Source organism: Mycobacterium xenopi, from assembly GCF_009936235.1.
GTDB classification, from domain to species: Bacteria; Actinomycetota; Actinomycetes; order Mycobacteriales; family Mycobacteriaceae; genus Mycobacterium; species Mycobacterium xenopi.
Window position 1 is genome coordinate 3,264,429 of record NZ_AP022314.1, and the last position, 20,374, is coordinate 3,284,802.

21 protein-coding genes are annotated in these 20,374 nt (G+C 65.7%); 3 read left to right on the top strand and 18 right to left on the bottom strand.

Annotation, left to right across the window (positions count from 1 at the left end; all coding sequences use genetic code 11):
* Positions 1-32: 32 nt before the first annotated feature.
* From MYXE_RS15365 to dapB, 5 genes are read right to left on the bottom strand one after another with little or no spacing between them, the layout of a single operon-like run.
* Positions 33-854, bottom strand: a complete 822-nt coding sequence (locus MYXE_RS15365) for an SDR family oxidoreductase (protein WP_039889534.1) — start codon at positions 852-854, stop codon at positions 33-35.
* A 13-nt stretch (positions 855-867) separates the two neighbouring features.
* A complete protein-coding gene (locus tag MYXE_RS15370) occupies positions 868-4,053 on the bottom strand; it encodes an acetyl-CoA carboxylase family protein (RefSeq protein WP_085196994.1) in 3,186 nt (1,061 codons plus the stop codon).
* Between the two features lie 7 nt (positions 4,054-4,060).
* On the bottom strand, positions 4,061-4,516 hold the full coding sequence (locus tag MYXE_RS15375; protein ID WP_085196992.1) for a flavodoxin family protein: 456 nt from the start codon (positions 4,514-4,516) through the stop codon (positions 4,061-4,063).
* Positions 4,513-4,977, bottom strand: coding sequence for a tetratricopeptide repeat protein (locus MYXE_RS15380; protein ID WP_085196990.1), 465 nt, complete (start codon positions 4,975-4,977; stop codon positions 4,513-4,515). The genes MYXE_RS15375 and MYXE_RS15380 overlap by 4 nt, the downstream gene beginning before the upstream one ends.
* Complete coding sequence (gene dapB, locus MYXE_RS15385) at positions 4,974-5,711, bottom strand: 4-hydroxy-tetrahydrodipicolinate reductase (RefSeq protein WP_085196988.1); 738 nt, start codon at positions 5,709-5,711, stop codon at positions 4,974-4,976. The genes MYXE_RS15380 and dapB overlap by 4 nt, the downstream gene beginning before the upstream one ends.
* Before the next feature lie 183 nt (positions 5,712-5,894).
* Between dapB and MYXE_RS15390 the strand changes: the two genes are divergently transcribed.
* The gene (locus MYXE_RS15390) at positions 5,895-7,265 is read left to right on the top strand and encodes an HNH endonuclease signature motif containing protein (protein ID WP_112650153.1); all 1,371 of its coding nucleotides are present in this window, start codon (positions 5,895-5,897) and stop codon (positions 7,263-7,265) included.
* 17 nt (positions 7,266-7,282) lie between these two features.
* Here MYXE_RS15390 and MYXE_RS15395 read toward each other — a convergent pair whose 3' ends face one another.
* From MYXE_RS15395 to aldR, 7 genes are all read right to left on the bottom strand, one after another.
* Positions 7,283-7,489 carry a hypothetical protein gene (locus MYXE_RS15395; protein WP_112650154.1) on the bottom strand — a complete coding sequence of 69 codons (207 nt, stop codon included), beginning with the start codon at positions 7,487-7,489 and terminating at the stop codon, positions 7,283-7,285.
* A 33-nt stretch (positions 7,490-7,522) separates the two neighbouring features.
* Entirely contained in the window at positions 7,523-8,257 is a 735-nt protein-coding gene (locus tag MYXE_RS15400) for a hypothetical protein (protein WP_085195061.1), read from the bottom strand.
* Complete coding sequence (locus MYXE_RS15405; protein ID WP_085195059.1) at positions 8,257-8,820, bottom strand: hypothetical protein; 564 nt, start codon at positions 8,818-8,820, stop codon at positions 8,257-8,259. Before MYXE_RS15405 ends, MYXE_RS15400 begins: the two co-directional genes overlap by 1 nt.
* A 10-nt stretch (positions 8,821-8,830) precedes the next feature.
* Positions 8,831-10,015 carry a hypothetical protein gene (locus MYXE_RS24605; RefSeq protein ID WP_232061623.1) on the bottom strand — a complete coding sequence of 395 codons (1,185 nt, stop codon included), beginning with the start codon at positions 10,013-10,015 and terminating at the stop codon, positions 8,831-8,833.
* Complete coding sequence (locus MYXE_RS15415; protein ID WP_139821150.1) at positions 10,012-10,320, bottom strand: RNA 2'-phosphotransferase; 309 nt, start codon at positions 10,318-10,320, stop codon at positions 10,012-10,014. The genes MYXE_RS24605 and MYXE_RS15415 overlap by 4 nt, the downstream gene beginning before the upstream one ends.
* An 86-nt stretch (positions 10,321-10,406) precedes the next feature.
* The gene (locus MYXE_RS24990; RefSeq protein WP_269474394.1) at positions 10,407-10,532 is read right to left on the bottom strand and encodes a hypothetical protein; all 126 of its coding nucleotides are present in this window, start codon (positions 10,530-10,532) and stop codon (positions 10,407-10,409) included.
* Positions 10,533-11,015: 483 nt separating this feature from the next.
* Positions 11,016-11,531 carry an HTH-type transcriptional regulator AldR gene (aldR, locus tag MYXE_RS15425; RefSeq protein ID WP_085195055.1) on the bottom strand — a complete coding sequence of 172 codons (516 nt, stop codon included), beginning with the start codon at positions 11,529-11,531 and terminating at the stop codon, positions 11,016-11,018.
* Between the two features lie 103 nt (positions 11,532-11,634).
* Here aldR and ald point away from each other — a divergent pair, with 103 nt between their 5' ends.
* Positions 11,635-12,750: an alanine dehydrogenase gene (gene ald, locus MYXE_RS15430; protein WP_003919390.1), complete on the top strand. Its 1,116-nt coding sequence runs from the start codon at positions 11,635-11,637 to the stop codon at positions 12,748-12,750.
* A gap of 11 nt (positions 12,751-12,761) precedes the next feature.
* On the opposite strand, the gene MYXE_RS15435 is transcribed toward ald, so the two are convergent.
* The 6 genes from MYXE_RS15435 to MYXE_RS15460 form a co-directional block, all read right to left on the bottom strand.
* A complete protein-coding gene (locus MYXE_RS15435) occupies positions 12,762-13,778 on the bottom strand; it encodes a nitronate monooxygenase (protein ID WP_003919391.1) in 1,017 nt (338 codons plus the stop codon).
* A gap of 4 nt (positions 13,779-13,782) precedes the next feature.
* Positions 13,783-15,129, bottom strand: coding sequence for a M16 family metallopeptidase (locus tag MYXE_RS15440; RefSeq protein ID WP_003919392.1), 1,347 nt, complete (start codon positions 15,127-15,129; stop codon positions 13,783-13,785).
* The gene (locus MYXE_RS15445; protein ID WP_085195053.1) at positions 15,107-17,374 is read right to left on the bottom strand and encodes a polyribonucleotide nucleotidyltransferase; all 2,268 of its coding nucleotides are present in this window, start codon (positions 17,372-17,374) and stop codon (positions 15,107-15,109) included. Before MYXE_RS15445 ends, MYXE_RS15440 begins: the two co-directional genes overlap by 23 nt.
* A 342-nt stretch (positions 17,375-17,716) precedes the next feature.
* A complete protein-coding gene (gene lppU, locus MYXE_RS15450; RefSeq protein ID WP_003919394.1) occupies positions 17,717-18,214 on the bottom strand; it encodes an LppU family putative lipoprotein in 498 nt (165 codons plus the stop codon).
* A gap of 8 nt (positions 18,215-18,222) precedes the next feature.
* Entirely contained in the window at positions 18,223-18,492 is a 270-nt protein-coding gene (gene rpsO, locus MYXE_RS15455; protein WP_003919395.1) for a 30S ribosomal protein S15, read from the bottom strand.
* A 99-nt stretch (positions 18,493-18,591) separates the two neighbouring features.
* A complete protein-coding gene (locus tag MYXE_RS15460; protein ID WP_039889538.1) occupies positions 18,592-19,566 on the bottom strand; it encodes a bifunctional riboflavin kinase/FAD synthetase in 975 nt (324 codons plus the stop codon).
* Positions 19,567-19,681: 115 nt separating this feature from the next.
* On the opposite strand from MYXE_RS15460, the gene mntR reads away from it, so the two are divergent.
* Complete coding sequence (mntR, locus tag MYXE_RS15465) at positions 19,682-20,374, top strand: manganese-binding transcriptional regulator MntR (protein ID WP_003919397.1); 693 nt, start codon at positions 19,682-19,684, stop codon at positions 20,372-20,374.

A 20,374-nucleotide genomic window follows, 5' to 3' on the forward strand; every position in this document is an offset into this window, starting at 1 on the left:
CATCGCTTCGCTCTGCATCGTCGACAGCGCGGTTATCGGTTATCTCCTAGCAGGGTGCGCTGGTAGCGGCGCATGCCGCGCAGCCAGCGGTCGTAGTCGGCGGCCTTTTGACGGTACATGTCCAGTACTTCCGGGTGGGGAAGGATCAAGAACCGCTCCTCCTCGATGGCCGCCAACACGCTGTCGGCGACCTTCGACGGCTCTAGCACTTCGCCAGCGGTGGTGACCGCGCGCGTGGCAAGATCGCCCAGCGGATCGCCGGACTGTTCACCGGAGTACAGCAGCTTGGTGTTCACACCCATAGGACACAGGCAGCTCACCCGGACGCCCTTGTCGCCGTATGTGATGTTGAGCCACTCGGCGAAGCCGACCGCCGCGTGCTTGGTGACCGAGTAAGTGGCCGAGCCGAGTTGGGTGAGCAAGCCGGCCGCCGACGCGGTGCTGACGAAGTAGCCCTCGCCGCGCTCGACCCAACCGGGAACGAGCAATCGCGCGGCGCGGATGTGTGCGCGCAAGTTGACGTCGAGGCTACGATCCCAATCGCTTTCGCTGACATCGAGACCGGCCGCGCCGGTAATGCCAGCATTGGCGAAATACAGGTCAACCGGGCCGAATTCGCTTTCCGCCAGCCGGATGAGCCGCTGGATCTCGGCGGTGTCGGATGCGTCGGCGCCTACACTAACAGCTGTGTCCCGTTGGTCCGCATTGATGTCTTCGGCAACGGCGGTCGCAGCTTGAGCGTCCAGATCGGCGACGACGACCCGCGCACCGTCGCGTGCGAGCCTGGCCGCCAGTGCGCCGCCGATACCGCCGCCCCCGCCGGTGACAATCGCGGTCTTCCGGGCAACTTTCACGCGCGAATTCCTCTCAGCGGCGGGCTAACCGGGTAATCCATGCCCGCGAGTCAGCCGGGTCGATTACGTCGTCAAGCTCAAATGTGGTCGCCGACGTGAGGGCCTTGCCGTGCTGGTAGGCAGCATCGACCAGCTTTTCGAACAGGTGTTGGCGCTCGGCGGGATCCGCGACCGCGGCCAGCTCCTTTTTGAAACCCAGCCGTACCGCGCCTTCGAGGCCCATGCCGCCGATCTCGCCCGTTGGCCAAGCGACCGTGAAGTCTGGGGCACGGAATGATCCGCCGCCCATCGCCATCGCGCCAAGCCCATATCCCTTGCGCAAAATGATCATTCCCAACGGAACCGTTAGCCGTGCACCGACAACGAACAGCCGACTGAACCGCCGGACGGCCGCTTGGGTTTCCACCTCCGGGCCGACCATGAACCCGGGTGTGTCGCATAGTGAAATCACCGGTAGCCCAAAGGCTTCACAGAGCGTTAGGAAGTCGGCGATTTTGTCGGCAGCCTCGGCATCGATGGCACCACCGAGATGATGACTGTTGTTGGCCACCAACCCATACGCCATGCCCGCGACTCGGACCAAAGCCGTCACCACGCCGACCCCATAGTCTGGGCGTAGCTCTAGCGTCGAGCCGACGTCCACCACTGATTCGATTGCCCGGTGGACGTCGTGGGCACGTAACCGATTCTCCGGCACCACATGGCGGGCAAGCCGTGGATCGGGTGCTTCCCAATCCTCAGTACTGCCTTGGAAATACGACAGGTATTGCTTGGCCAGCGACACCGCGTGCGCCTCGTCACGAGCAGCCAAGCCGACCACTCCGTTGCGCCGCTGCATGTCGATCGGCCCGATGTCCTCGGGCCGGTATACGCCGAGTCCGCCGCCCTCGATCATCGCCGGCCCGCCCATGCCGATATTGGCGTCCGGCGTTGCGATGATCACATCGCAAATCCCGGCCAGCGCCGCGTTACCGGCGAAGCAGCGTCCGGACACGATCGACACCAGCGGTACCTGTCCGCTCAACGCACCCAGCGCGCGGAAGGTCGGCACGTCAAGTCCGGCGATGTTACCGAGATCGGTGTCGCCGGGACGACCGCCGCCGCCTTCGGCGAACAGTACTACCGGAATACGTTTGCGGGCAGCCAGTTCGAAGACTCGATCCGTTTTGGCGTGGTTGCGCATGCCCTGCGTCCCGGCGAGCACGGTGTAGTCGTAGGAGAGCACCGCCACCTCGGCACCACCGATGGTCGCGACGCCAGCGACCAGGCCGTCGGCCGGGGTGTTGGTGATCAGATCCTCCTCGGAGCGGCGGCTGCGCTGCGCGGCGATCGCCAGCGCGCCGTATTCGACGAAGCTGCCCGGGTCTACGAGGTCGGCAATGTTCTCCCGTGCGGTGCGGCGATTTTGCCTATGCCTTTTAGCAACTGCCTCCGGCCGGCCTTCATCGAGGGTGAGGAGATGCCGGTGGCGCACTTCGTCGAGGTCGGCCCGTGGCCGGTCGAGGTCGAGCTGTGCAGCAGCGTCGCCCATGGTGTCCGCGCCGGTGCGAGTAAATACCACCAAGGGGTCACCGGTTCCGACCACCTGTCCGGGCTTCACGAGGTTGCGGACCGTGCGCAGGGCGTCGGGTGCTGCGAGCACGTGCTGCATCTTCATCGCTTCCAGCACCGCCACCGGTCGGCCCGCAGCGAATTCGGCTCCTTCGGGCGCGACCTCGACCACGGTGCCGGCCATCGGTGCGCACAGCGCTTCTTCACCTGGATACAGCTCGAGTGCGGTAACTCGAATCTCCGGTTGGCGGGTCAACGCGGCGGCCGCCAACTCGGGAAGCTTGGCGTCGAGAAAGCCGGTTGTGACAAGCCCGGATTGAACCTCGCTAGCGGACAGGATTTCTCGTAGCAATGGGATGTTCGTACCGATGCCCTCGATGCTGAAGTCGGCCAGCGCTGTTCGCGCTTTACGCAGGGCCGCCGGAAACGACGTCCCGTGCACATGGGTGATCACTTTGGCCAGGAGTGAGTCGTAGCGCGGGCTCAGGGTGAGCCCGGGACGGCCGTAGGTGTCGACGCGCACTCCTGGGCCGCTCGGCGGCGTGAACCCGGTCAGGGTTCCCGCGGTCGGAACCACGGATCCGTCGGCGTCGATCGTCTCCATGTTGACCCGGGTCTGGATCGCGATTCCGCGCGCCGGGGCCGGCTCACCGGTGACATCGGTGCCGTGAGCCGTGATTCCGGCGGGTAGCCCCAAGTCGTCGAGTGCCGTGCCGTCGGCGATGGCGAGCTGGGCGGCTACCAGGTCGACCCCGGTGGCTTCTTCGGTGACGGTGTGCTCCACCTGGATTTGCGGATTGACCTCCAGGAACACGAATCGCTCGCCGGCAACCAGGAACTCGACAGTGGCGAGTCCGCGGTAGTTGACATGAGCACACAGCCGCGCTGCGTTTTCGTGCAGATCGCAGCGCATTTCGTCCGTAACAGCTTGTGACGGTGCGATTTCGACGAGCTTCTGGTATCGGCGCTGGACGCTGCAGTCACGGTCGCCGAGCGCGAGAGCATGCGCGCCGGCGGCGACGATCTGGACCTCGATGTGGCGGGCGTCTTCGAACAATGCCTCGGCGAACACCGCGGGGTTGCCGAAGCCGAGTTGCGCTTCGGCGGCGCACTGGCGGTAGGCGTCGTCGAGCTGCTCCGCGCTACGGACTACCCGAACACCACGGCCTCCTCCGCCGCCAATCGCTTTGATCATGATCGCGCCGTTGTGTGCGGCGAAAAATGCGTGAATGTCCTCGACACTGCTGGGTCCGTCGGTCGCATCCAGCACCGATATCCCTGCGGCGATCGCCGCGCGGCGGGCCGCGGACTTGTCACCGAATAGCTCGAGCAGGTCGGCAGCTGGGCCGACAAACCGGTATCCCGCGGCGGTGCAGGCCCGCGCGAACCCGGGGTCCTCGCTGAGGAATCCGTAGCCTGGATGGATCATCGAGGCCCCGGCCTTCTTAGCTGCCGCCAGGATCGCGGCGTGATCCAAGTACGCGGCGGGGCCAGTGCCTGGCAAGCCGATCGCCTCGTCGGCGGCGTGCACATGCGGGCTGTCGGCGTCGTCCTCGGCGTATACCGCTGCGGTGTCGATGCCCAGTTCTGTTGCGGTGCGGATGATTCGAAGCGCAATCTCGCCGCGGTTGGCGATCAGCAGCGTCATGGCTCTGTCACTCCATCAATGTGGCGGCCAAGGTGCCGCCCAGCTCGTAGGCCCGCTCGCGCGCCGCGGCGTCGATGCCGCCGACGACCTCCAGTACGTCGGCGGCTTTGATCAACGACAGTCCGGTGGCCACCTTGCCGACAGCCGTTGCGGCGCCGACGGTGTCGTTGTTGCCGTGTACCCACAGGCCGTAGGGCCGGCCGGCGACGTGGTCGAGGCTCGGGTAGTAGACGGTGTCGAAGAAGTGCTTGAGCGCTCCTGACATGTAACCGAGGTTGGCGGTGGTGCCGAAAAGGTAGCCGTCGGCGTCGAGCATGTCCGGGACGGTGGCAGCCAGGGCCGGACGTACCACCACGTCGACGCCTTCGATCTCCGGGTCGTTGGCGCCGGCGAGCACGGCCTCGAGCAGTTCGCGGGTCGCGGGCGACGGCGTGTGGTGAACGACCAGCAGGGTTTTGCTCATCGACCGCCCTGCAGTTGCGCGGCCTTCTTCATGGCCTCCCGTGCGCGGCGGCGGTCGCCGGCGTAGTCGTAGGCGCGGGCCAACCGGTACCAGCGCCGCCAATCGTTGGGGTTCTCTTGGAGTTCGGCGCGGACGGTGTCGAACAAGACATCGGCGGCCCGTCGGTCAATGCGGCCGGAGGGTCGTCGTGGCAGTGCGCTGACGTCGAGTTCCATTCCCTCGTCGGCAATGAGGCGGGCTAGTTTCTGGTGGGCGAACCCGGCGCGCAGCGTTGAGATCATGGCCCACAGCCCGATTGCCGGCAGCACGAGTAGCGCTAGCCCGAGACCGATTGCGGCGGCTCGGCCGGAGCCAATCATGACGACGGCGATTCGGACAAGCAGGGCCAAGTACACCAGCAGCGCAGCACACATGAACGCGATGAGCAGTGGGATGCGCAGAGCGCCTGGGCTTTTCGTCATTGCAGGTTGAGCAAGGGTTCAATGCCAACCGTCAGGCCGGGACGCTCCTTGATGTGGCGCACCGCCAGCAAGACCCCAGGCACAAACGAGGTGCGGTCGAGGCTGTCGTGGCGGATGGTCAGTGTCTCGCCCGCCATGCCCAACAGCACCTCCTGGTGGGCGACCAGTCCGGCCAACCGCACAGAGTGTACGGGGATTCCATCGACCTCGGCGCCGCGGGCACCCGGCAGGCTCGTGCTGGTGGCATCGGGGTTGGGCGGCAAATCTTTTCGCGCTTCGGCGATGAGCTGGGCGGTGCGCGTGGCCGTGCCCGACGGCGCGTCCGCCTTGTGGGGGTGGTGCAGCTCGATGACCTCGACGGAGTCGTAGAACGGCGCGGCCTGCTTGGCGAAGTGCATGCACAGCACTGCCCCGATCGCGAAGTTCGGCGCGATCAGCGCCGCGGTGCCGGGTTTGGCGGCGAGCCATGAGCGCACTTGCTGGAGCCGCTCCTCGGTGAAGCCCGTGGTTCCGACGACTGCATGAATTCCGTTGTCGATCAAGAACGCTAGGTTGTCCATGACCACGTCGGGGTGGGTGAAGTCGATGACCACCTCGGTGTGGCTGTCGGTGAACAGAGTGAGCGGATCGCCGGCGTCGACTTCGGCGGACAGGGTCAAATCGTCGGCGGCCTGCACGGCCTGCACCATCGTCGAGCCGACTTTGCCTTTAGCTCCCAGCACGCCTACCCGCATAGGTGCAGCGTAGCCCGGTGACGATGCGGGTCGGCACGACCCGAGGAGGAGCCGGGCAATTCAAACACGAGCCCGGTGACGATGCGGGTCGGTCGTGGTCGGCTTGTCCACAGTTTGGCGTTGATCCACAGCGGATAGCTTGCGCGGTGACCAATGTCGGTGCCCGCCGATAGAATTTCGAACATGAGTTCGACTCGCGTGGCAGCTCCGCCGGAGCTGAGGGCCGCCTTAGAGGCCCTCGATGCGGCGGTGGCCCAGGTTCGCGAGTTGGACCTCGACGCCTACGAGCCCGCGGTGCGGCTACGGGCCTTGGAGCGGCTAGAGACGTCACGGCGCCACCAAGCGGTGGCCAGCCACGACCTCATCGCCAGCCTGGCAAAAGAAGAGTTCGCCGCCATCGGCGGGGCGCCCCATAAGGTGATCGCCGACTGGCTGCGCATCAGCTGCGCCGAGGCGCGCCGGCGCATCCACAACGCGGAACAGCTCGCCCCCCGACTCACGCTCACTGGAGAAAAGCTGCCGCCCCAACTGCCGGCCACCGCCCAGGCGTGGCGCCAGGGAGTGCTCGATGAGCAGCATCTGCGGGTCATTCAGAGATTTGTGCGCGACCTGCCGGAGATCACTCCGACGGCCACCGTCGAGCATGCCGAGCGGTTGTTGGCGGGGCAGGCCGCCGAGCTTCGCCCCGACCAGCTAGAGAAGGTGGCCAACCGCTGCGCGGTCCTGATCAACCCCGACGGAAAGTTCTCCGATACTGATCGGGCCCGCCAGCGGGGCTTCACCTGGTCAGGCCAACGCCGCGACGGGATGAGCATCGGCAAGCTCGTCGCCTCGCCCGAACTGCGCGCCAACCTCGATGCCTGGTTTGCCCGATTTGCCGCCCCGGGCATGTGCAACCCCGACGACCCAACCCCGTGCCTTAGCGGCCAACCCGACCACGAGGCGGCGAGCAAGGACGTGCGAAGCCATGCCCAGCGCCAACACGACGCCCTCAACGCGCTGGTGCGCGGCCAGCTCGGCGACCCCAAACTAGGGGTGCACAACGGATTGCCGGTCACGGTGATCGTGTCCACGACGCTCAAGGAGCTGATCGCCGGCACCGGGCATGCGGTCACCGGCGGCGGAACACTGTTGCCAATGCGCGACCTGATCCGCATGGCCGGCCACGCATACCACTATTTGGCGGTCTTCGACGACCACGACAGCCGTCCCCTATATCTCGGGCGCACCAAACGCATCGCCTCACCGGATCAGCGGGTGGTGTTGTATGCGAAAGATCGCGGCTGTACCGCTCCCGGCTGCGATGTGCCCGGCTATTGGTGCGAAGTCCACCACACCGAAGACTGGGCGCGCGGCGGGCACACCAACATCGACAAACTCACCCTGGCCTGCCAACCCGACCACAACCTCGCCGAACAGGGTTGGCGCACAATCAAACTCGGCAACGGACAAACCCAATGGATTCCCCCACCCCACCTGGACCACGGTCAACCCAGAACCAACAACTACCACCACCCCGAGCGCTTCTTCGAAGATGAAAACGACACCGGCTGATCAGCGCCTGCCGCGCATCACGTCGCGCAGGAGTGAGCGAACAGCAACATCGGCCACGAAATGAGCGACGCCAGGAAGGTCACCAACACGTCGTGACCCTGCTCGACCCGTACCTGGCGCAGCCCCTCACCGTGCGCGCCGGCAACGATCGCGCCGGTGGCCAGATAGGGAATCGCGCACACCAAGGCAAGTTCGAGCAATGCGCCGATGCTGACCGAACTCATCATTGGATTGTGTTGATGAGCAGCGTGACGTGGTCACACGCCGGCCATTGAGCGGCCTCTAAGGACGAGTTCGACCCGATCCAGCAGCTCGCTGGGGTTTTCATTGGCGCTGTCTTTCCAGACGACGAGTGCGTTGAGAAGGTTGATCGGCTGAACAGTGAGTCGCAAACCTATTATCACGGTCTTGGTGCCGACACTCCCAGCCTCCACCGGACGGTAAGTAATTGCGACTTCCAACCACGTACCACTCACCGGCTGCGGAGTGGGCCTGGGCTCGATCGACTCAATCAGCTCACGTCGGATTTCGGTCAACTCGCTGCCGCGCTCGGCAAACCGAACAACCAGGGCCGAGGGGGTGATATGCAGAAGACATCGAAGCCACATCCGAACGATGCCGTAGAGGGTCAGCGGGGTCACGCCTAAGAGGAGAAAGGCGCCACCGTACGCTAGCCACGCCGGATAGCCGGGTGCGGACCCCGCGGCGACCATAGCGACCCCCATCAGCGGGATCAACACCAATGTGCTGTAGGCGTTGCCCTCGTACCAGGGAATGTAGCGGCAGATAATCTCATCGCCCGACCGGCTGACCGCGGCACGAAAAATCCGGCGCTGCCCGAAAAGGATGATGCCGCCGGTCACAGCAATGCCGAGAGACAGGTACCAAGCCGATCCAATCAGCACATTGACGACTGCTAACAGGCACAGGGCGCCGCCGAAGCTGTAGCGCACAACGCGCGTCCAACGGTATTTCGCCGCGCCGCCGGCCATCAGTCACCTTCTCGCGTTGTAATTACTGGGACAACGCCGCGGTAACCTGCGGGCGCAGGGCCTGCCGCCGCACCCGGCCGGACGGTCAGCCGGATATGTGCCCGGTCCACCGGTGAATCGTGTAGCGCAGTCACCGTCAGTTGCGCGATCAGCGTCTCCTGGCCAGCCGTGATGATCCGGGACTCTGACGCGCTATCGATCGCGCCGAGCTCATGCGTGATCTGCATTGCGAGTAAACCCTGAATCCCGCCGGATTCGCCGGCCGGGCCGAGTTCGCGGCGGACCTCATGACATCCCGGCGCCGATTGCAACTGCTGCTCGCTCAGCATCGTGAACACTTCGGCGGGGTCCAGTGGGGCCTTCACGCGATGCATCGTCAACACCGCGTTGGCACAAAACACGTCGATGCACGGATCGTCGCGACAAGCCCACACACGAACCCCGGGGGCCGAATCAAAGGGCTCCCAGCCCTTCGGTGCCCCCACCTCAACGAGGAAACCGGCGAAACGATTGACCGGTGACACAACGAGGCCATGCTTCTCTGTGAACTCATCGAATCGCATCGCCGTCGCCCTACCCGAAACCAAAAATCGATTCCACGCCGTGCACCGCACTACCGACCGCATCCGCGACCGGATGCCACGCCGCTTCGACGCCCTTAGATGCCAGTAAGCTGGCGCCCGCTCCGATGACAGCGCCCGCCACCAGACCAACCGCTGTCCCTGCCCCCGGAAACGCCGAACCGATCAGTGCACCAGTCTCTGCGCCCGCCCATAGTCCGGCAGCGACACCTGCTCCCTCCCGGGTGACGGCCTCGGCCACGGAGTCTCCGTCATGGATGTCCGACATGACGGCCGGTACCGCGCTGGCCGCAGCTACCACCCCGCCGACACGGGAGAACCCTTTAAGTTCGATTCCGCCGATCTTTGGATCCTCAAACCACTTCAGCAAGCCGGGGTCAGCCTTGCCGGGGCCCGTGCCAGGGGATTCGTTGATCAACCTGAGCGTCGTCTGACGCACGCCCTCGGCGGTACCACCGGCCACCGCACCGGCAGCCCCGATCGCCACATCCCCCTTCGTCACCGTGAGCCCGGGGCCCTCGCCGGCGCGACCGTCCGCTGCCGGCGTCGACGTTGACGGTAATTGTGCCGCGCCGCCGTCGGCTCCAGCGCCTTGAACCTGGCCGTTCTTGGTGGGCTGCTCACCGCTCTGCTTGCCAGGCGAAGAGTAGACACCAGCACCACCGTCGGAGCCGAGGCCGCCGTCGCCGACGGCGGCGCGCATCGCGGTGGCCAGTTCATGGTCGGTGGTGTGCGCCTTGACCTTCACCGTGTCGAGGTCGGCTTGGAGAATCTGGCGCTGCAGCTCAGCTTCCTGCGGCCCCAGCAGCAAAGCGGCAGTTTCGCCGACGCTGACCTTCCAGTCTGCCGTGATGGTGAAGCCCAATGTCTCGGCGGTCTCGTCGACCTGGCTCATCATCGCCTTGCAGCTTTGCACGTCCGCCGAGGCCATGCTCACCGCGGCGGCCACTTGCGTCGACTCGTGGCCGTCCTTATCGATGTCGGTGCGCAGCCTCCCTAGGCTGCTGTGAAACGCCGAGCCTGCCTCGCCCTGCCAGTCGGCGAGCAGCTGACCTGTCTGACCCAAGTCCTCCCCGAACAGGCCCAGGGTCGTTGCGCGGTTGGTGGCCACCTGGAACACCTTGAGCACCGCGGCGGCGTCCCAGCGACGCACGTCGTCGGGAGTCAGGTCGGTCATCGCGGGTCGAGCGCCGAAAGCTCCTGCGCGCTGTGTCCCTCGTTGGCGGTGAAGGCCGTCCCTGCCATGGCCATGTGGTACGACAGCCCACCCACACTGCGCTTGTGCTCGGCGTGACGGGTCTCCCAGCGCGTCATCACTTCCGACAGCGCCTTAGCCGACTCGCCGATCCAGCCCGGCGCGGCATCAGCCAGCTGGTCCTCATGCACCATGAAGTTGATCGCAGCGTCGCCGACCGAGGCTTCCAGGTGGGTGCTGCCCGCCGCCACCGCCGCCGGGTCCACCTGGACGAACTCCCCTGCCATGCCACCTCCCATGACTACGGCGCAAATTGTAACGGTGTTGGTTACCGTCGGCGAACCGGTGCGCTGCTGATCATCGCCCGCGCGCATTACATCGCGCAGGAGTGAGAAAACAGCAACACCGGCCAGGAAATCAGTGACGCCACGAAGGTCACCAACGCGTCGTGTCCCTGCTCGACCTGCACTTGGCGCAGGCCCTCACCGTGCGCCAGCAACGATCGCGCCGACGGCGAGATAGGGAATCGCGCACACCAAGGCAACTTCGAGCAATGCGGCGATGCTGACTTGATAGTTCACCAGGCGACGCAACAGGGTGAGCAGATACGCCGTCTGCCGGGATGGGCGACATCGTGGTGGTCGGACGAATCGGACATAAGGATCCTCGACGATTAGGCCAGGCAGACGCCACCGAGCTCCAGTGCCGGCCACAGCGCGATCGATCGGAGTACGGACAGCGTCAGGTGCAGACCCTGCAAGTGCTCCAAGTGGGTCGGTGTGAGTGCTGGCCCAAACGATGCCCACCGCGAGGTAAGGAACGCCGGATAGCACTGCGATACAGGCAAGTTCGACGATCGTGAGGTGGAAGTTCAATACGCGGTCGAGCAGGCTGAGCTATGAACTCACTTCCGGTAGAGGCCACCGATAGCCGTTGTGTTAACGACCATTCTGGTGGTGCGGTCGATTTTCAGGTCCTCCCTCTAGATCGGCGCTGCCCCACGCAGATGCTCGAAGATCAAGGAGGTCTGGGTGCCCGCGACGTCGGCATCTGCGTTGAGGTTCTCGACCACGAACGACCGCAGGTCTTCGGTGTCGCGAGCCGCGACGTGCAGGATGAAATCGTCGGGACCGGCAAGGAAGTAGACGTCCATCACCTGCGGCTTACGCCGGATCTGTTGGATGAAATTGCGGATCTTGCCGCGCGCGCTGGACTGCAGGTTGACCGCGATCATTGCCTGCAACGGCAGTCCGATCGCGACGGGGTCGAGGTCGGTGTAGAAGCCGCGGATCACACCAAGCTCCACCAACCGTCGAACCCGGCCATGACAGGTCGAAGGGGCGACACCGACCTTCTCCGCGAGCGCGCTGTTGGTGATCCGGGCATCGGCATGCAACAGGCTCAAGATTCGACGGTCCACATCATCGAGACCTGCTGGCCGAAGATCCTTCGCCCCGGGTGCGTCAGCACGCGCGGTTTCAGTCGAATCTACAGACATAAGCCGCAGTCTAGAGAATCATCGACAGCTAGATTGCAGGCATATCGAACTTTCTTCACAATTGAAGAAGGTCTTTTCAGCGAGCTCTGGCATAGGAGCGATCATGCGCGTCGGGATTCCGGCCGAGACCAAGAACAACGAATTCCGGGTCGCCATCACCCCTGCCGGCGTCGCGGAACTGACCCGGCGGGGCCACGAGGTACTTGTCCAGACCGGCGCCGGAGAGGGCTCGGCCATCGCCGACACCGACTTCAAGGCCACCGGCGCGCAACTGGTCAACACAGCCGAGGAGGTGTGGGCCTCTGCCGAACTGGTGCTCAAGGTCAAAGAGCCAACCCCGAGCGAGTACGCCCGCCTGCGACGCGGTCAGGTCCTGTTCACGTTCTTGCACCTGGCGGCTTCGCGGTCGTGCACGGAAGCGCTGCTGACCTCCGGAATCACATCGATCGCCTACGAGACCGTCCAGACTGCTGCCGGCGAGCTGCCGTTGCTGGCGCCGATGAGCGAGATCGCCGGACGGCTCTCCGCTCAAGTCGGCGCTTACCACCTGATGCGCACCCACGGTGGCCGGGGCCTGCTAATGGGTGGAGTACCTGGCGTGGAGCCGGCCGATGTCGTGGTGATCGGCGGTGGCACCGCCGGCTACAACGCGGCCCGACTCGCCAACGGGATGGGCGCTCACGTCACGGTTTTGGACATCAACATCAACAAACTGCGCAAGCTTGACGCCGCGTTCGGCGGTCAGGTCCGCACCAGATACTCGTCGGCCTACGATCTTGAAGACGTCGTAAAGCACGCCGACCTGGTGATCGGCGCCGTCTTGGTGCCCGGCGCCAAGGCGCCTAAAGTGTTATCAAATTCCCTTGTCGCGCAGATGAAACCCGGTGCAGTGCTGGTCGATATCGCCATCGACCAGGGTGGCTGCTTCGAGGACTCGCGGCCGACCACGCACGACCGTCCGACGTTCGCGGTGCATGACGCGGTGTTCTACTGTGTCACGAACATGCCCGCTTCGGTGCCGAAGACGTCGACGTTCGCGTTGACCAACGCCACCATGCCCTATGTGATCAAGCTGGCCGACCACGGTTGGAGAGCCGCCTGCCGGTCCGATCCGGCGCTGGCCAAAGGGCTTTCAACCCACGACGGCGCGCTGCTGTGCGAGCAAGTTGCTGACGACCTCGATATGCCGTTCACCGACCCGGCAAGCGTGCTCGCCTGATGGCGCGGGCACTACACGAGTGACGCCACGATCTCCGCGGCAGGGCCTGGGCGAGCCGTAGCGAACGCGGTTCCGGCCCAAAGGTTTATCCCATGCGGGTCATCGGCAGCCGCGGCTGCCTTGCGGATCGGCGACGTCATGTGGTTGACCTCTGGATAGCCAAGCGGCGCAACGTCATCGAGCATGCGGGTGAAGTCGTTTTCGAGTCCACGCGCATATCGCCCCGAGAATGCCCGAGTCACCAACGTCCTGCCGAACTGCGGGTTTTGCAACGCAGTGCGATGCGCCGAGCACGTGCCGGCTTCGTCGGCCAACAGCAGCGCGGTGCCCACTTGTGCGGCCACCGCTCCGCTGCGCAATACACCGGCGACATCTTCGGCGGTTCCCAAGCCACCTGCGGCGATCAGCGGAACATCGTGCGCGGCACGGATTTTGCCCAGAAGTTCACCCAGCGGCTCGGTGCCGGGCTTCATGTCCGGGGCGAAGGTGCCGCGGTGCCCGCCGGCATCCGGCCCCTGCACCACTAGGCCGTCGGCGCCCGCGGCCAGGGCCACACCGGCCTCATAGGCCGACGTCACCGTGATGAACAGCAAGATTCCCTGGGCACCCAAGCGCCGCAGCACATCCGGTGACGGGGCACCAAACGTGAAAGACACCACCTCGGGCCGGACGTCGGCAATCACCTCGAGCTTGCGCTGCCAACCGTCGTCGTCACCGAACCGGGGCTGGCCCACCTCGACGTCGTAGTGCTCCGCGATCTCGTCAAGTTCTTCGGCGTAGCGGTCCAGCTGCACGTAGTCGGCGACGCTGGGCTGCGGCACAAACAGGTTGACCCCGATTGGGCCGGTCGTGGCGGCGCGCGCGGCCGCAATGTCGTCGGCCAGGCGCTCCGGGGTCAGGTATCCGCCGGCGACGAAACCCAACCCGCCCGCATTCGTCACCGCGGCGGCCAGCGCCGGCGTACCTGGGCCGCCGGCCATCGGCGCTCCCACCACCGGGACCTCGAGATCCCAGAACCCTAAGACCATGGCGCTACTGTACTATCGCCCGAAGCTGTTGGGGCACCGCTCGTTTCGAGCGGTATGGACCCAGAACCGCGACGCCGTAGGGTCTGCGCAGGAGCCGGCGCGCCACCGAGTTGACTTCGTCGACGGTGACGGCGTCGAGCTCCTGCAAGGTCCGCTCGATGCTGCGATGCTCGCCGTAATTCAGTTCACTGCGCCCGATGCGGTTCATCCGCGAACTGGAATCCTCCAGGCCGAGGACCAGCCCGCCGCGCAACGACCCCTTGGCGATCCGGCATTCGGCCTCCGTGATACCGTCGCGCGCCACCGATTCGAGCACGTCACACGTCACCTGCGCGACATCGTTGAACCGCTCGGGCAGGCAGGCGGCATATATCGACAGCGCACCGCTGTCGGCGAAGATGTCCAGCGACGAGTACACCGAATAGGCCAGGCCACGGGTTTCGCGGACCTCCTGGAACAGCCGAGAGCTCAGGCCACCACCGAGCGCAGTGTGCAGCACCGAAAGCGCCCAGCGGTGCCGCCAATGCCGGCCGGGTGTGCGCACTCCCAGACTCACATGGGTTTGTTCGGCATCGCGGTTGAGCACCGCCATACGCGGTCGGCCATTGATCCGCCCGGCGCCTTTGCGTGGCGCCGCGGGCCGGCGTCCGCGCACCAGCCGCGGCCCGAAATGTTCGCGAACCAGCCCCACCACTTCGTCGTGGTCGACGTTGCCGGCCACCGCGACGATCATCCGCTCCGGTGTGTAGCGGCGCGTGTGAAACGAGTGCAGCTGGGAGCGGGTCATCGCCGACACCGATTGCACGGTGCCGATTACCGGGCGACCGACGGGATGGTCGCCGAACAAGGCGCCCAAGAACAGGTCAGCCAGCGTGTCCTCGGGATCATCGTCGCGCATCGCGATCTCTTCGAGCACGACATCGCGTTCCAATTCGACGTCCTCGGCCGCACAGCGACCGTTGAGCACCACATCGGAAACCAGGTCGACCGCCAGTTCGAGATCGCTGTCGAGCACGTGCGCGTAGTAGCAGGTGTGCTCCTTGGCCGTGAACGCGTTCAGCTCGCCCCCGACAGCATCCATCGCCTGCGCGATATCCACCGCCGTGCGGCTCGGCGTGGACTTGAACAGCAAGTGTTCCAAAAAGTGCGCGGCCCCGGCGACGGTGGCTCCCTCGTCACGCGATCCGACTCCGACCCAGACCCCCACCGACGCGGAGCGCACCGCGGGCAGATACTCGGTGACCACGCGCAGCCCGCCGGGCAGCGTGGTGCGCCGGATCGCGGCGGACGGCTCGGCGCTGTGCGGGCCGCGCCGCAGGGCGCCCCTGTTAACTGCTGGCCGTCGCGGCATCGGCTGGCGCGGCCCCTGAACTCGCGGACTCGTCGTCGCCGAGGGGCACCAAGGAGATCTTGCCTCGCCTGTCGATATCGGCGATCTCGACTCGCAGCTTGTCACCCACGTTGAGCACGTCCTCGACCCGGGCAATGCGCTTGCCCTTGCCGAGCTTGGAGATGTGCACCAGGCCGTCGCGTCCCGGCAGCAACGACACGAACGCGCCGAAATCCGTTGTCTTGACCACGGTTCCGAGGAACCGCTCGCCGACCTTGGGCAGCTGCGGGTTGGCGATCGCGTTGATCCGCTCGATCGCTGCCTCCGCGGAGGGTCCATCGGTGGCACCGACATACACCGTGCCGTCGTCCTCGATGGAAATTTGCGCGCCGGTCTCCTCGGTGATGGCATTGATGATCTTGCCCTTGGGCCCAATCACCTCACCGATCTTGTCGACCGGCACATGGATGGTGGTGACCCGCGGTGCGTAGGGGCTCATCTCGTCGGGCCTGTCGATGGCCTCGGCCATGACCTCCAGGATGGTCAGCCGGGCATCACGCGCCTGAGCGAGCGCGCTGGCGAGCACCTCCGACGGGATCCCGTCGAGTTTGGTGTCGAGTTGCAGCGCGGTGACGAAGTCCCTGGTGCCGGCAACTTTGAAGTCCATGTCGCCGAAAGCGTCCTCGGCGCCGAGGATATCGGTCAGCGTGACGAAGCGGCGCTCGGTGCGGCCATCGGGCAGCTCCACATCGTCGGAAACCAGACCCATTGCGATGCCCGCCACCGGCGCTTTAAGCGGCACCCCGGCGTTGAGCAGCGCCAGCGTGGACGCGCACACCGACCCCATCGACGTCGAACCGTTGGAGCCCAACGCCTCCGAGACCTGGCGGATCGCGTACGGGAATTCCTCGACGCTGGGCAGCACCGGGATCAGTGCCCTCTCCGCCAGCGCGCCGTGCCCGATCTCGCGCCGCTTGGGCGAGCCGATTCGGCCGGTTTCGCCGGTGGAGAACGGCGGGAAGTTGTAGTGGTGCATGTAACGTTTGGTGGTTTCCGGCCCCAGCGAGTCGATCTGCTGGGCCATCTTGATCATGTCAAGCGTTGTGACGCCGAGGATCTGGGTCTCGCCGCGCTCAAACAAAGCGCTGCCGTGCGCTCGCGGCACCACCGAGACTTCCGCGGACAGCGCGCGGATGTCGGTGACGCCACGGCCGTCGATGCGGAAATGGTCGGTCAGGATGCGCTGCCGGACCAGTTTCTTGGTCAGCGCGCGAAACGCCGCACTGACTTCTTTCTCACGACCGGGATAGGTGTCGGCGAGCCGCGCCAGCACCTCGGCCTTGATCTCGTCGGTGCGGTTGTTGCGCTCGGTCTTGCCGGGGATGGTCAGCGCGGCGGCCAGTTCGTCGGTGGCCACCGAAGCCACCGAGTAGTACACGTCGTCGCCGTAGTCGGGGAACAACGGGAATTCGCCGGTCGGCTTTGCCGCGGCGTCGGCCAGTTCCTGCTGGGCCGCGCACAGCGTGGCGATGAACGGTTTAGCAGCCTCAAGACCTTCGGCCACAACGGTTTCCGTCGGCGCCTGCGCTCCGCCTGCGATCAGTTCGACGGCGTTCTCGGTGGCTTCGGCCTCCACCATCATGATGGCGACGTCCGGCTTGCCTGTTTCGGTCGTGTCCGTCAAGCGACCGGCGACCACCATGTCGAATGTGGCCCGCTCGGTCTGTTCGACCGTCGGGAACGCCACCCAGGTGCCGTCGATCAGCGCGACCCGGACCCCGCCGATCGGGCCGGAGAACGGCAGCCCGCCCAATTGGGTCGATGCCGACGCGGCGTTGATCGCCAGCACGTCGTAGAGCTCGTTGGGGTCCAGGCTCAGGATCGTCACCACGATCTGGATTTCGTTACGCAGGCCGTTGACGAACGACGGGCGCAGCGGCCGGTCGATGAGCCGGCAGGTCAGGATCGCGTCTGTGGACGGCCGTCCCTCGCGACGGAAGAACGAACCGGGAATGCGACCCGCGGCATACATGCGCTCCTCGACGTCGACCGTTAGCGGGAAGAAGTCGAACTGTTCCTTGGGGGTCTTGCCGACGGTGGTCGCCGACAGCAGCATGTTCTCCTCGTCGAGGTAGGCGACGACGGAGCCGGCGGCTTGCTGTGCCAGCCGGCCAGTTTCGAAACGGATGGTGCGGGTGCCGAAGCGTCCGTTGTCGATGACGGCGGTCGACTCGAAAACACCCTGTTCAATTTCTGTGACAGACATGGACGTCCGTGCGGCCTCTCTGGATATTCAGCTGTTTCGCGCGGTCACACAAACCCGGTGGGTTCCAGGAAACCAGCAGCTCAGCGAGTCTGAATCCGACTACGGCCGTCGATCGAAGCGGCCGGTGTACGCCCGGCAGCCACTACCGAAGACCGCGCGATACAGACTCGCCTTTCCTGCGGTTTGTCATCCTGTTGTGACGCGCTGGGACGGTACGCGCGGATTGCGCGCCCGCACCTGATCTGAGCGATCTGGCCCAGAACGACCCCACTCTACACTGTCTAGCTGCGTGTTCTTGCCAATCCCGACGCCCGGGGCGTTCCGGCGCGGCTGGTCAACCCTTTAGGTGACGTCCTCGACGCATACCGCGAATCGCCGCTTCGCATACGCGTAGCCCACGCCGCTGACACACTGGTCGACGCTGACCGGGTCCCTCAGACCGGTGAGAATCTGGGTGGCGCGCTGGCGATGCGGCACGGATTTGTCGTTGCAGTCCACCCGGACCGGGTCGGTGCGGTTGGCGGGGTCGACGCTCATGCACTCGCCGACTACCCAGTCGATATCCAGGCAGGCGGTGCGGGTCTCGCTGAATCCGTTGCGCATCGAGTAGGCAGAGTCGACGTCGCCCGGGCACTGATCGCGGGCGACGACGGTGGCCGCGACCTTGAAGTTCGATGCCCGGCTACCACAGGCCACCTTGGCCGCTACTGGCGGTCGGGCGGTGCCCTCGAGCCGCAGGCAGTCGCCCACCCGCAGGGCACCGGTGGTGGGCCCGGGCGACCACCCGCCGCACGCGGTGAGTGCGATTGCCGCGATCGCCGCCCCAGCCAGCGCGCGCATCGGCTCTGTCAGCGACGCAGGCCCAGTCGCTCGATAAGCGAGCGGTAACGCTCCACATCGATCTGGGCCACATATTTCAGCAGGCGGCGGCGCCGCCCTACCAGCAGCAGCAGCCCGCGCCGCGAGTGGTGGTCGTGCTTGTGCACCTTCAGGTGCTCGGTCAGGTCGGCGATCCGTTTGGTCAACAACGCCACCTGCGCCTCGGGAGACCCGGTGTCGGTCTCGTGCAGGCCGTACTCTCGCAGGATTTCCTTTTTCTGCTCGGCTGTCAGCGCCACGAAATACTCTCCATCAATCGGTCCGCGGGGTGAATTCGGCGCGGCCGCCGCGAACTGCAGCTACACGCCGTGGCGCCGGAAAGTCTAGCAGCGGCCAAACTAGCCCGCAGATAGCAGTGCGCGGGCTCGGTCGGTGTCGTCGTTCATCGCGGCTACCAGGTCGCGAACCGAGTCGAACTTGCGCTGCCCGCGGATGCGTGTCACAAAGTCGAGCGCCACGTGCTGGCCGTACAGGTCGGCGGTGGCGTCGAGCACATATGCCTCGACGGTGCGGGTGCGCCCGGAAAACGTCGGGTTGGTGCCGATCGAGACCGCGGCTTTGTAACGCTCGCCCGGCACGACCGTGCCGGTCGTGGGTCCACGCCCCAGCACGGTGAACCAGGCGGCATACACCCCGTCGGCCGGGATCGCCGAGTACATCGGCGGCGCCACATTTGCGGTGGGAAAGCCCAACCGCATGCCCCGGCCTTCGCCGCGAACCACCACACCCTCCACCCGATGCGGGCGGCCCAGCGCCTCGGCGGCAGCCACCACGTCACCGGCATCCACGCAGGAGCGGATGTAGGTCGACGAAAACGTCACCGTTTCGCTGTCATGGCGCTCGGACACCAGTGACATCGCTTCGACCGCGAACCCGAACCGTTCCCCGGCGCGGCGCAGCGTTTCGACCGTGCCGGCCGCCTTCTTGCCGAAGGTGAAGTTCTCCCCCACCACGACTTCCACCACGTGCAAGTGCTCAACGAGCAGCTCGTGGATGTAGCGCTCGGGCGTCAGCTTCATGAAATCGCTGGTGAACGGCATAACCAGGAACACGTCGATGCCGAGTTCCTCGACCAGCTCGGCACGGCGCGCCAGCGTCGTCAGCTGAGCGGGATGACTGCCCGGGAAGACCACTTCCATCGGGTGAGGGTCGAAGGTCATCAGCACGGTCGGCACGCCTCGAGTCCGGCCGGCCTTGACCGCGTGCGCGATCAGCTCGGCGTGTCCCCGGTGCACACCGTCGAACACCCCGATCGTGAGTACGCATCTGCCCCAGTCCGTGGGGATCTCGTCCTGCCCCCGCCACCGTTGCACAATCGCAAGCCTACGGCTCGCGGGGATACGGAGCGGTCCGCAGCGCACCTTCACCGCAGTCGAGGCGGCGCTGCGCCGACCCCCGATCAGGCCAGGCTTGCTTAAACTTCCTGTTGTGCGCCCCGACGACGATCCCGGCGAGCTCAGTGCGGTTGCCCAGGACTATCTGAAGGTCATCTGGAACGCCCAGGAGTGGTCGCGGGAGAAGGTCAGCACCAAGATGCTGGCCGAAAAGATCGGGGTGTCGGCCAGCACCGCATCGGAATCCATCCGCAAACTCGCCGAGCAGGGTCTGGTCGATCATGAGAAGTACGGGGCGGTGACGTTGACGGACTCCGGCCGCCGCGCGGCCCTGGCGATGGTGCGCCGGCACCGCCTGCTGGAGACCTTCCTGGTCAACGAGCTCGGTTACGGCTGGGACGAGGTGCACGACGAGGCCGAGGTCCTCGAGCACGCGGTCTCCGACCGGCTGGTGGCCCGTATCGACGCCAAGCTGGGGTACCCACGACGCGACCCGCACGGCGACCCGATCCCGGCCTCCGATGGACAGGTGCCCACACCACCGGCGCGTCAGTTGTGGGCCTGCCGTGACGGTGACTCGGCAACGGTGGCGCGTATTTCGGATGCCGATCCGGAGATGCTGCGGTATTTCGATTCCATCGGCATCAGCCTGGATGCGCGGCTGCGAGTCTTGGCGCGCCGCGAGTTCGCCGGGATGATTTCGGTGGCCGTCGAATCACCCGAAGGAGCCTGCAGCACAGTCGAATTGGGCAGCCCTGCGGCGCGGGCGATCTGGGTGGTGGCCTGA

Bases quoted from the DNA above. Each gene is read 5' to 3' on its own strand.
- MYXE_RS15370 (WP_085196994.1), bottom strand. From the start codon at position 4,053: ATGACGCTGCTGATCGCCAACCGCGGCGAGATTGCGCTTCGAATCATC.
- MYXE_RS15375 (WP_085196992.1), bottom strand. From the start codon at position 4,516: ATGAGCAAAACCCTGCTGGTCGTTCACCACACGCCGTCGCCCGCGACC.
- MYXE_RS15380 (WP_085196990.1), bottom strand. From the start codon at position 4,977: ATGACGAAAAGCCCAGGCGCTCTGCGCATCCCACTGCTCATCGCGTTC.
- dapB (WP_085196988.1), bottom strand. From the start codon at position 5,711: ATGCGGGTAGGCGTGCTGGGAGCTAAAGGCAAAGTCGGCTCGACGATG.
- MYXE_RS15390 (WP_112650153.1), top strand. From the start codon at position 5,895: ATGAGTTCGACTCGCGTGGCAGCTCCGCCGGAGCTGAGGGCCGCCTTA.
- MYXE_RS15395 (WP_112650154.1), bottom strand. From the start codon at position 7,489: ATGAGTTCGGTCAGCATCGGCGCATTGCTCGAACTTGCCTTGGTGTGC.
- MYXE_RS15400 (WP_085195061.1), bottom strand. From the start codon at position 8,257: ATGGCCGGCGGCGCGGCGAAATACCGTTGGACGCGCGTTGTGCGCTAC.
- MYXE_RS15405 (WP_085195059.1), bottom strand. From the start codon at position 8,820: ATGCGATTCGATGAGTTCACAGAGAAGCATGGCCTCGTTGTGTCACCG.
- MYXE_RS24605 (WP_232061623.1), bottom strand. From the start codon at position 10,015: ATGACCGACCTGACTCCCGACGACGTGCGTCGCTGGGACGCCGCCGCG.
- MYXE_RS15415 (WP_139821150.1), bottom strand. From the start codon at position 10,320: ATGGCAGGGGAGTTCGTCCAGGTGGACCCGGCGGCGGTGGCGGCGGGC.
- aldR (WP_085195055.1), bottom strand. From the start codon at position 11,531: ATGTCTGTAGATTCGACTGAAACCGCGCGTGCTGACGCACCCGGGGCG.
- ald (WP_003919390.1), top strand. From the start codon at position 11,635: ATGCGCGTCGGGATTCCGGCCGAGACCAAGAACAACGAATTCCGGGTC.
- MYXE_RS15435 (WP_003919391.1), bottom strand. From the start codon at position 13,778: ATGGTCTTAGGGTTCTGGGATCTCGAGGTCCCGGTGGTGGGAGCGCCG.
- MYXE_RS15440 (WP_003919392.1), bottom strand. From the start codon at position 15,129: ATGCCGCGACGGCCAGCAGTTAACAGGGGCGCCCTGCGGCGCGGCCCG.
- MYXE_RS15445 (WP_085195053.1), bottom strand. From the start codon at position 17,374: ATGTCTGTCACAGAAATTGAACAGGGTGTTTTCGAGTCGACCGCCGTC.
- lppU (WP_003919394.1), bottom strand. From the start codon at position 18,214: ATGCGCGCGCTGGCTGGGGCGGCGATCGCGGCAATCGCACTCACCGCG.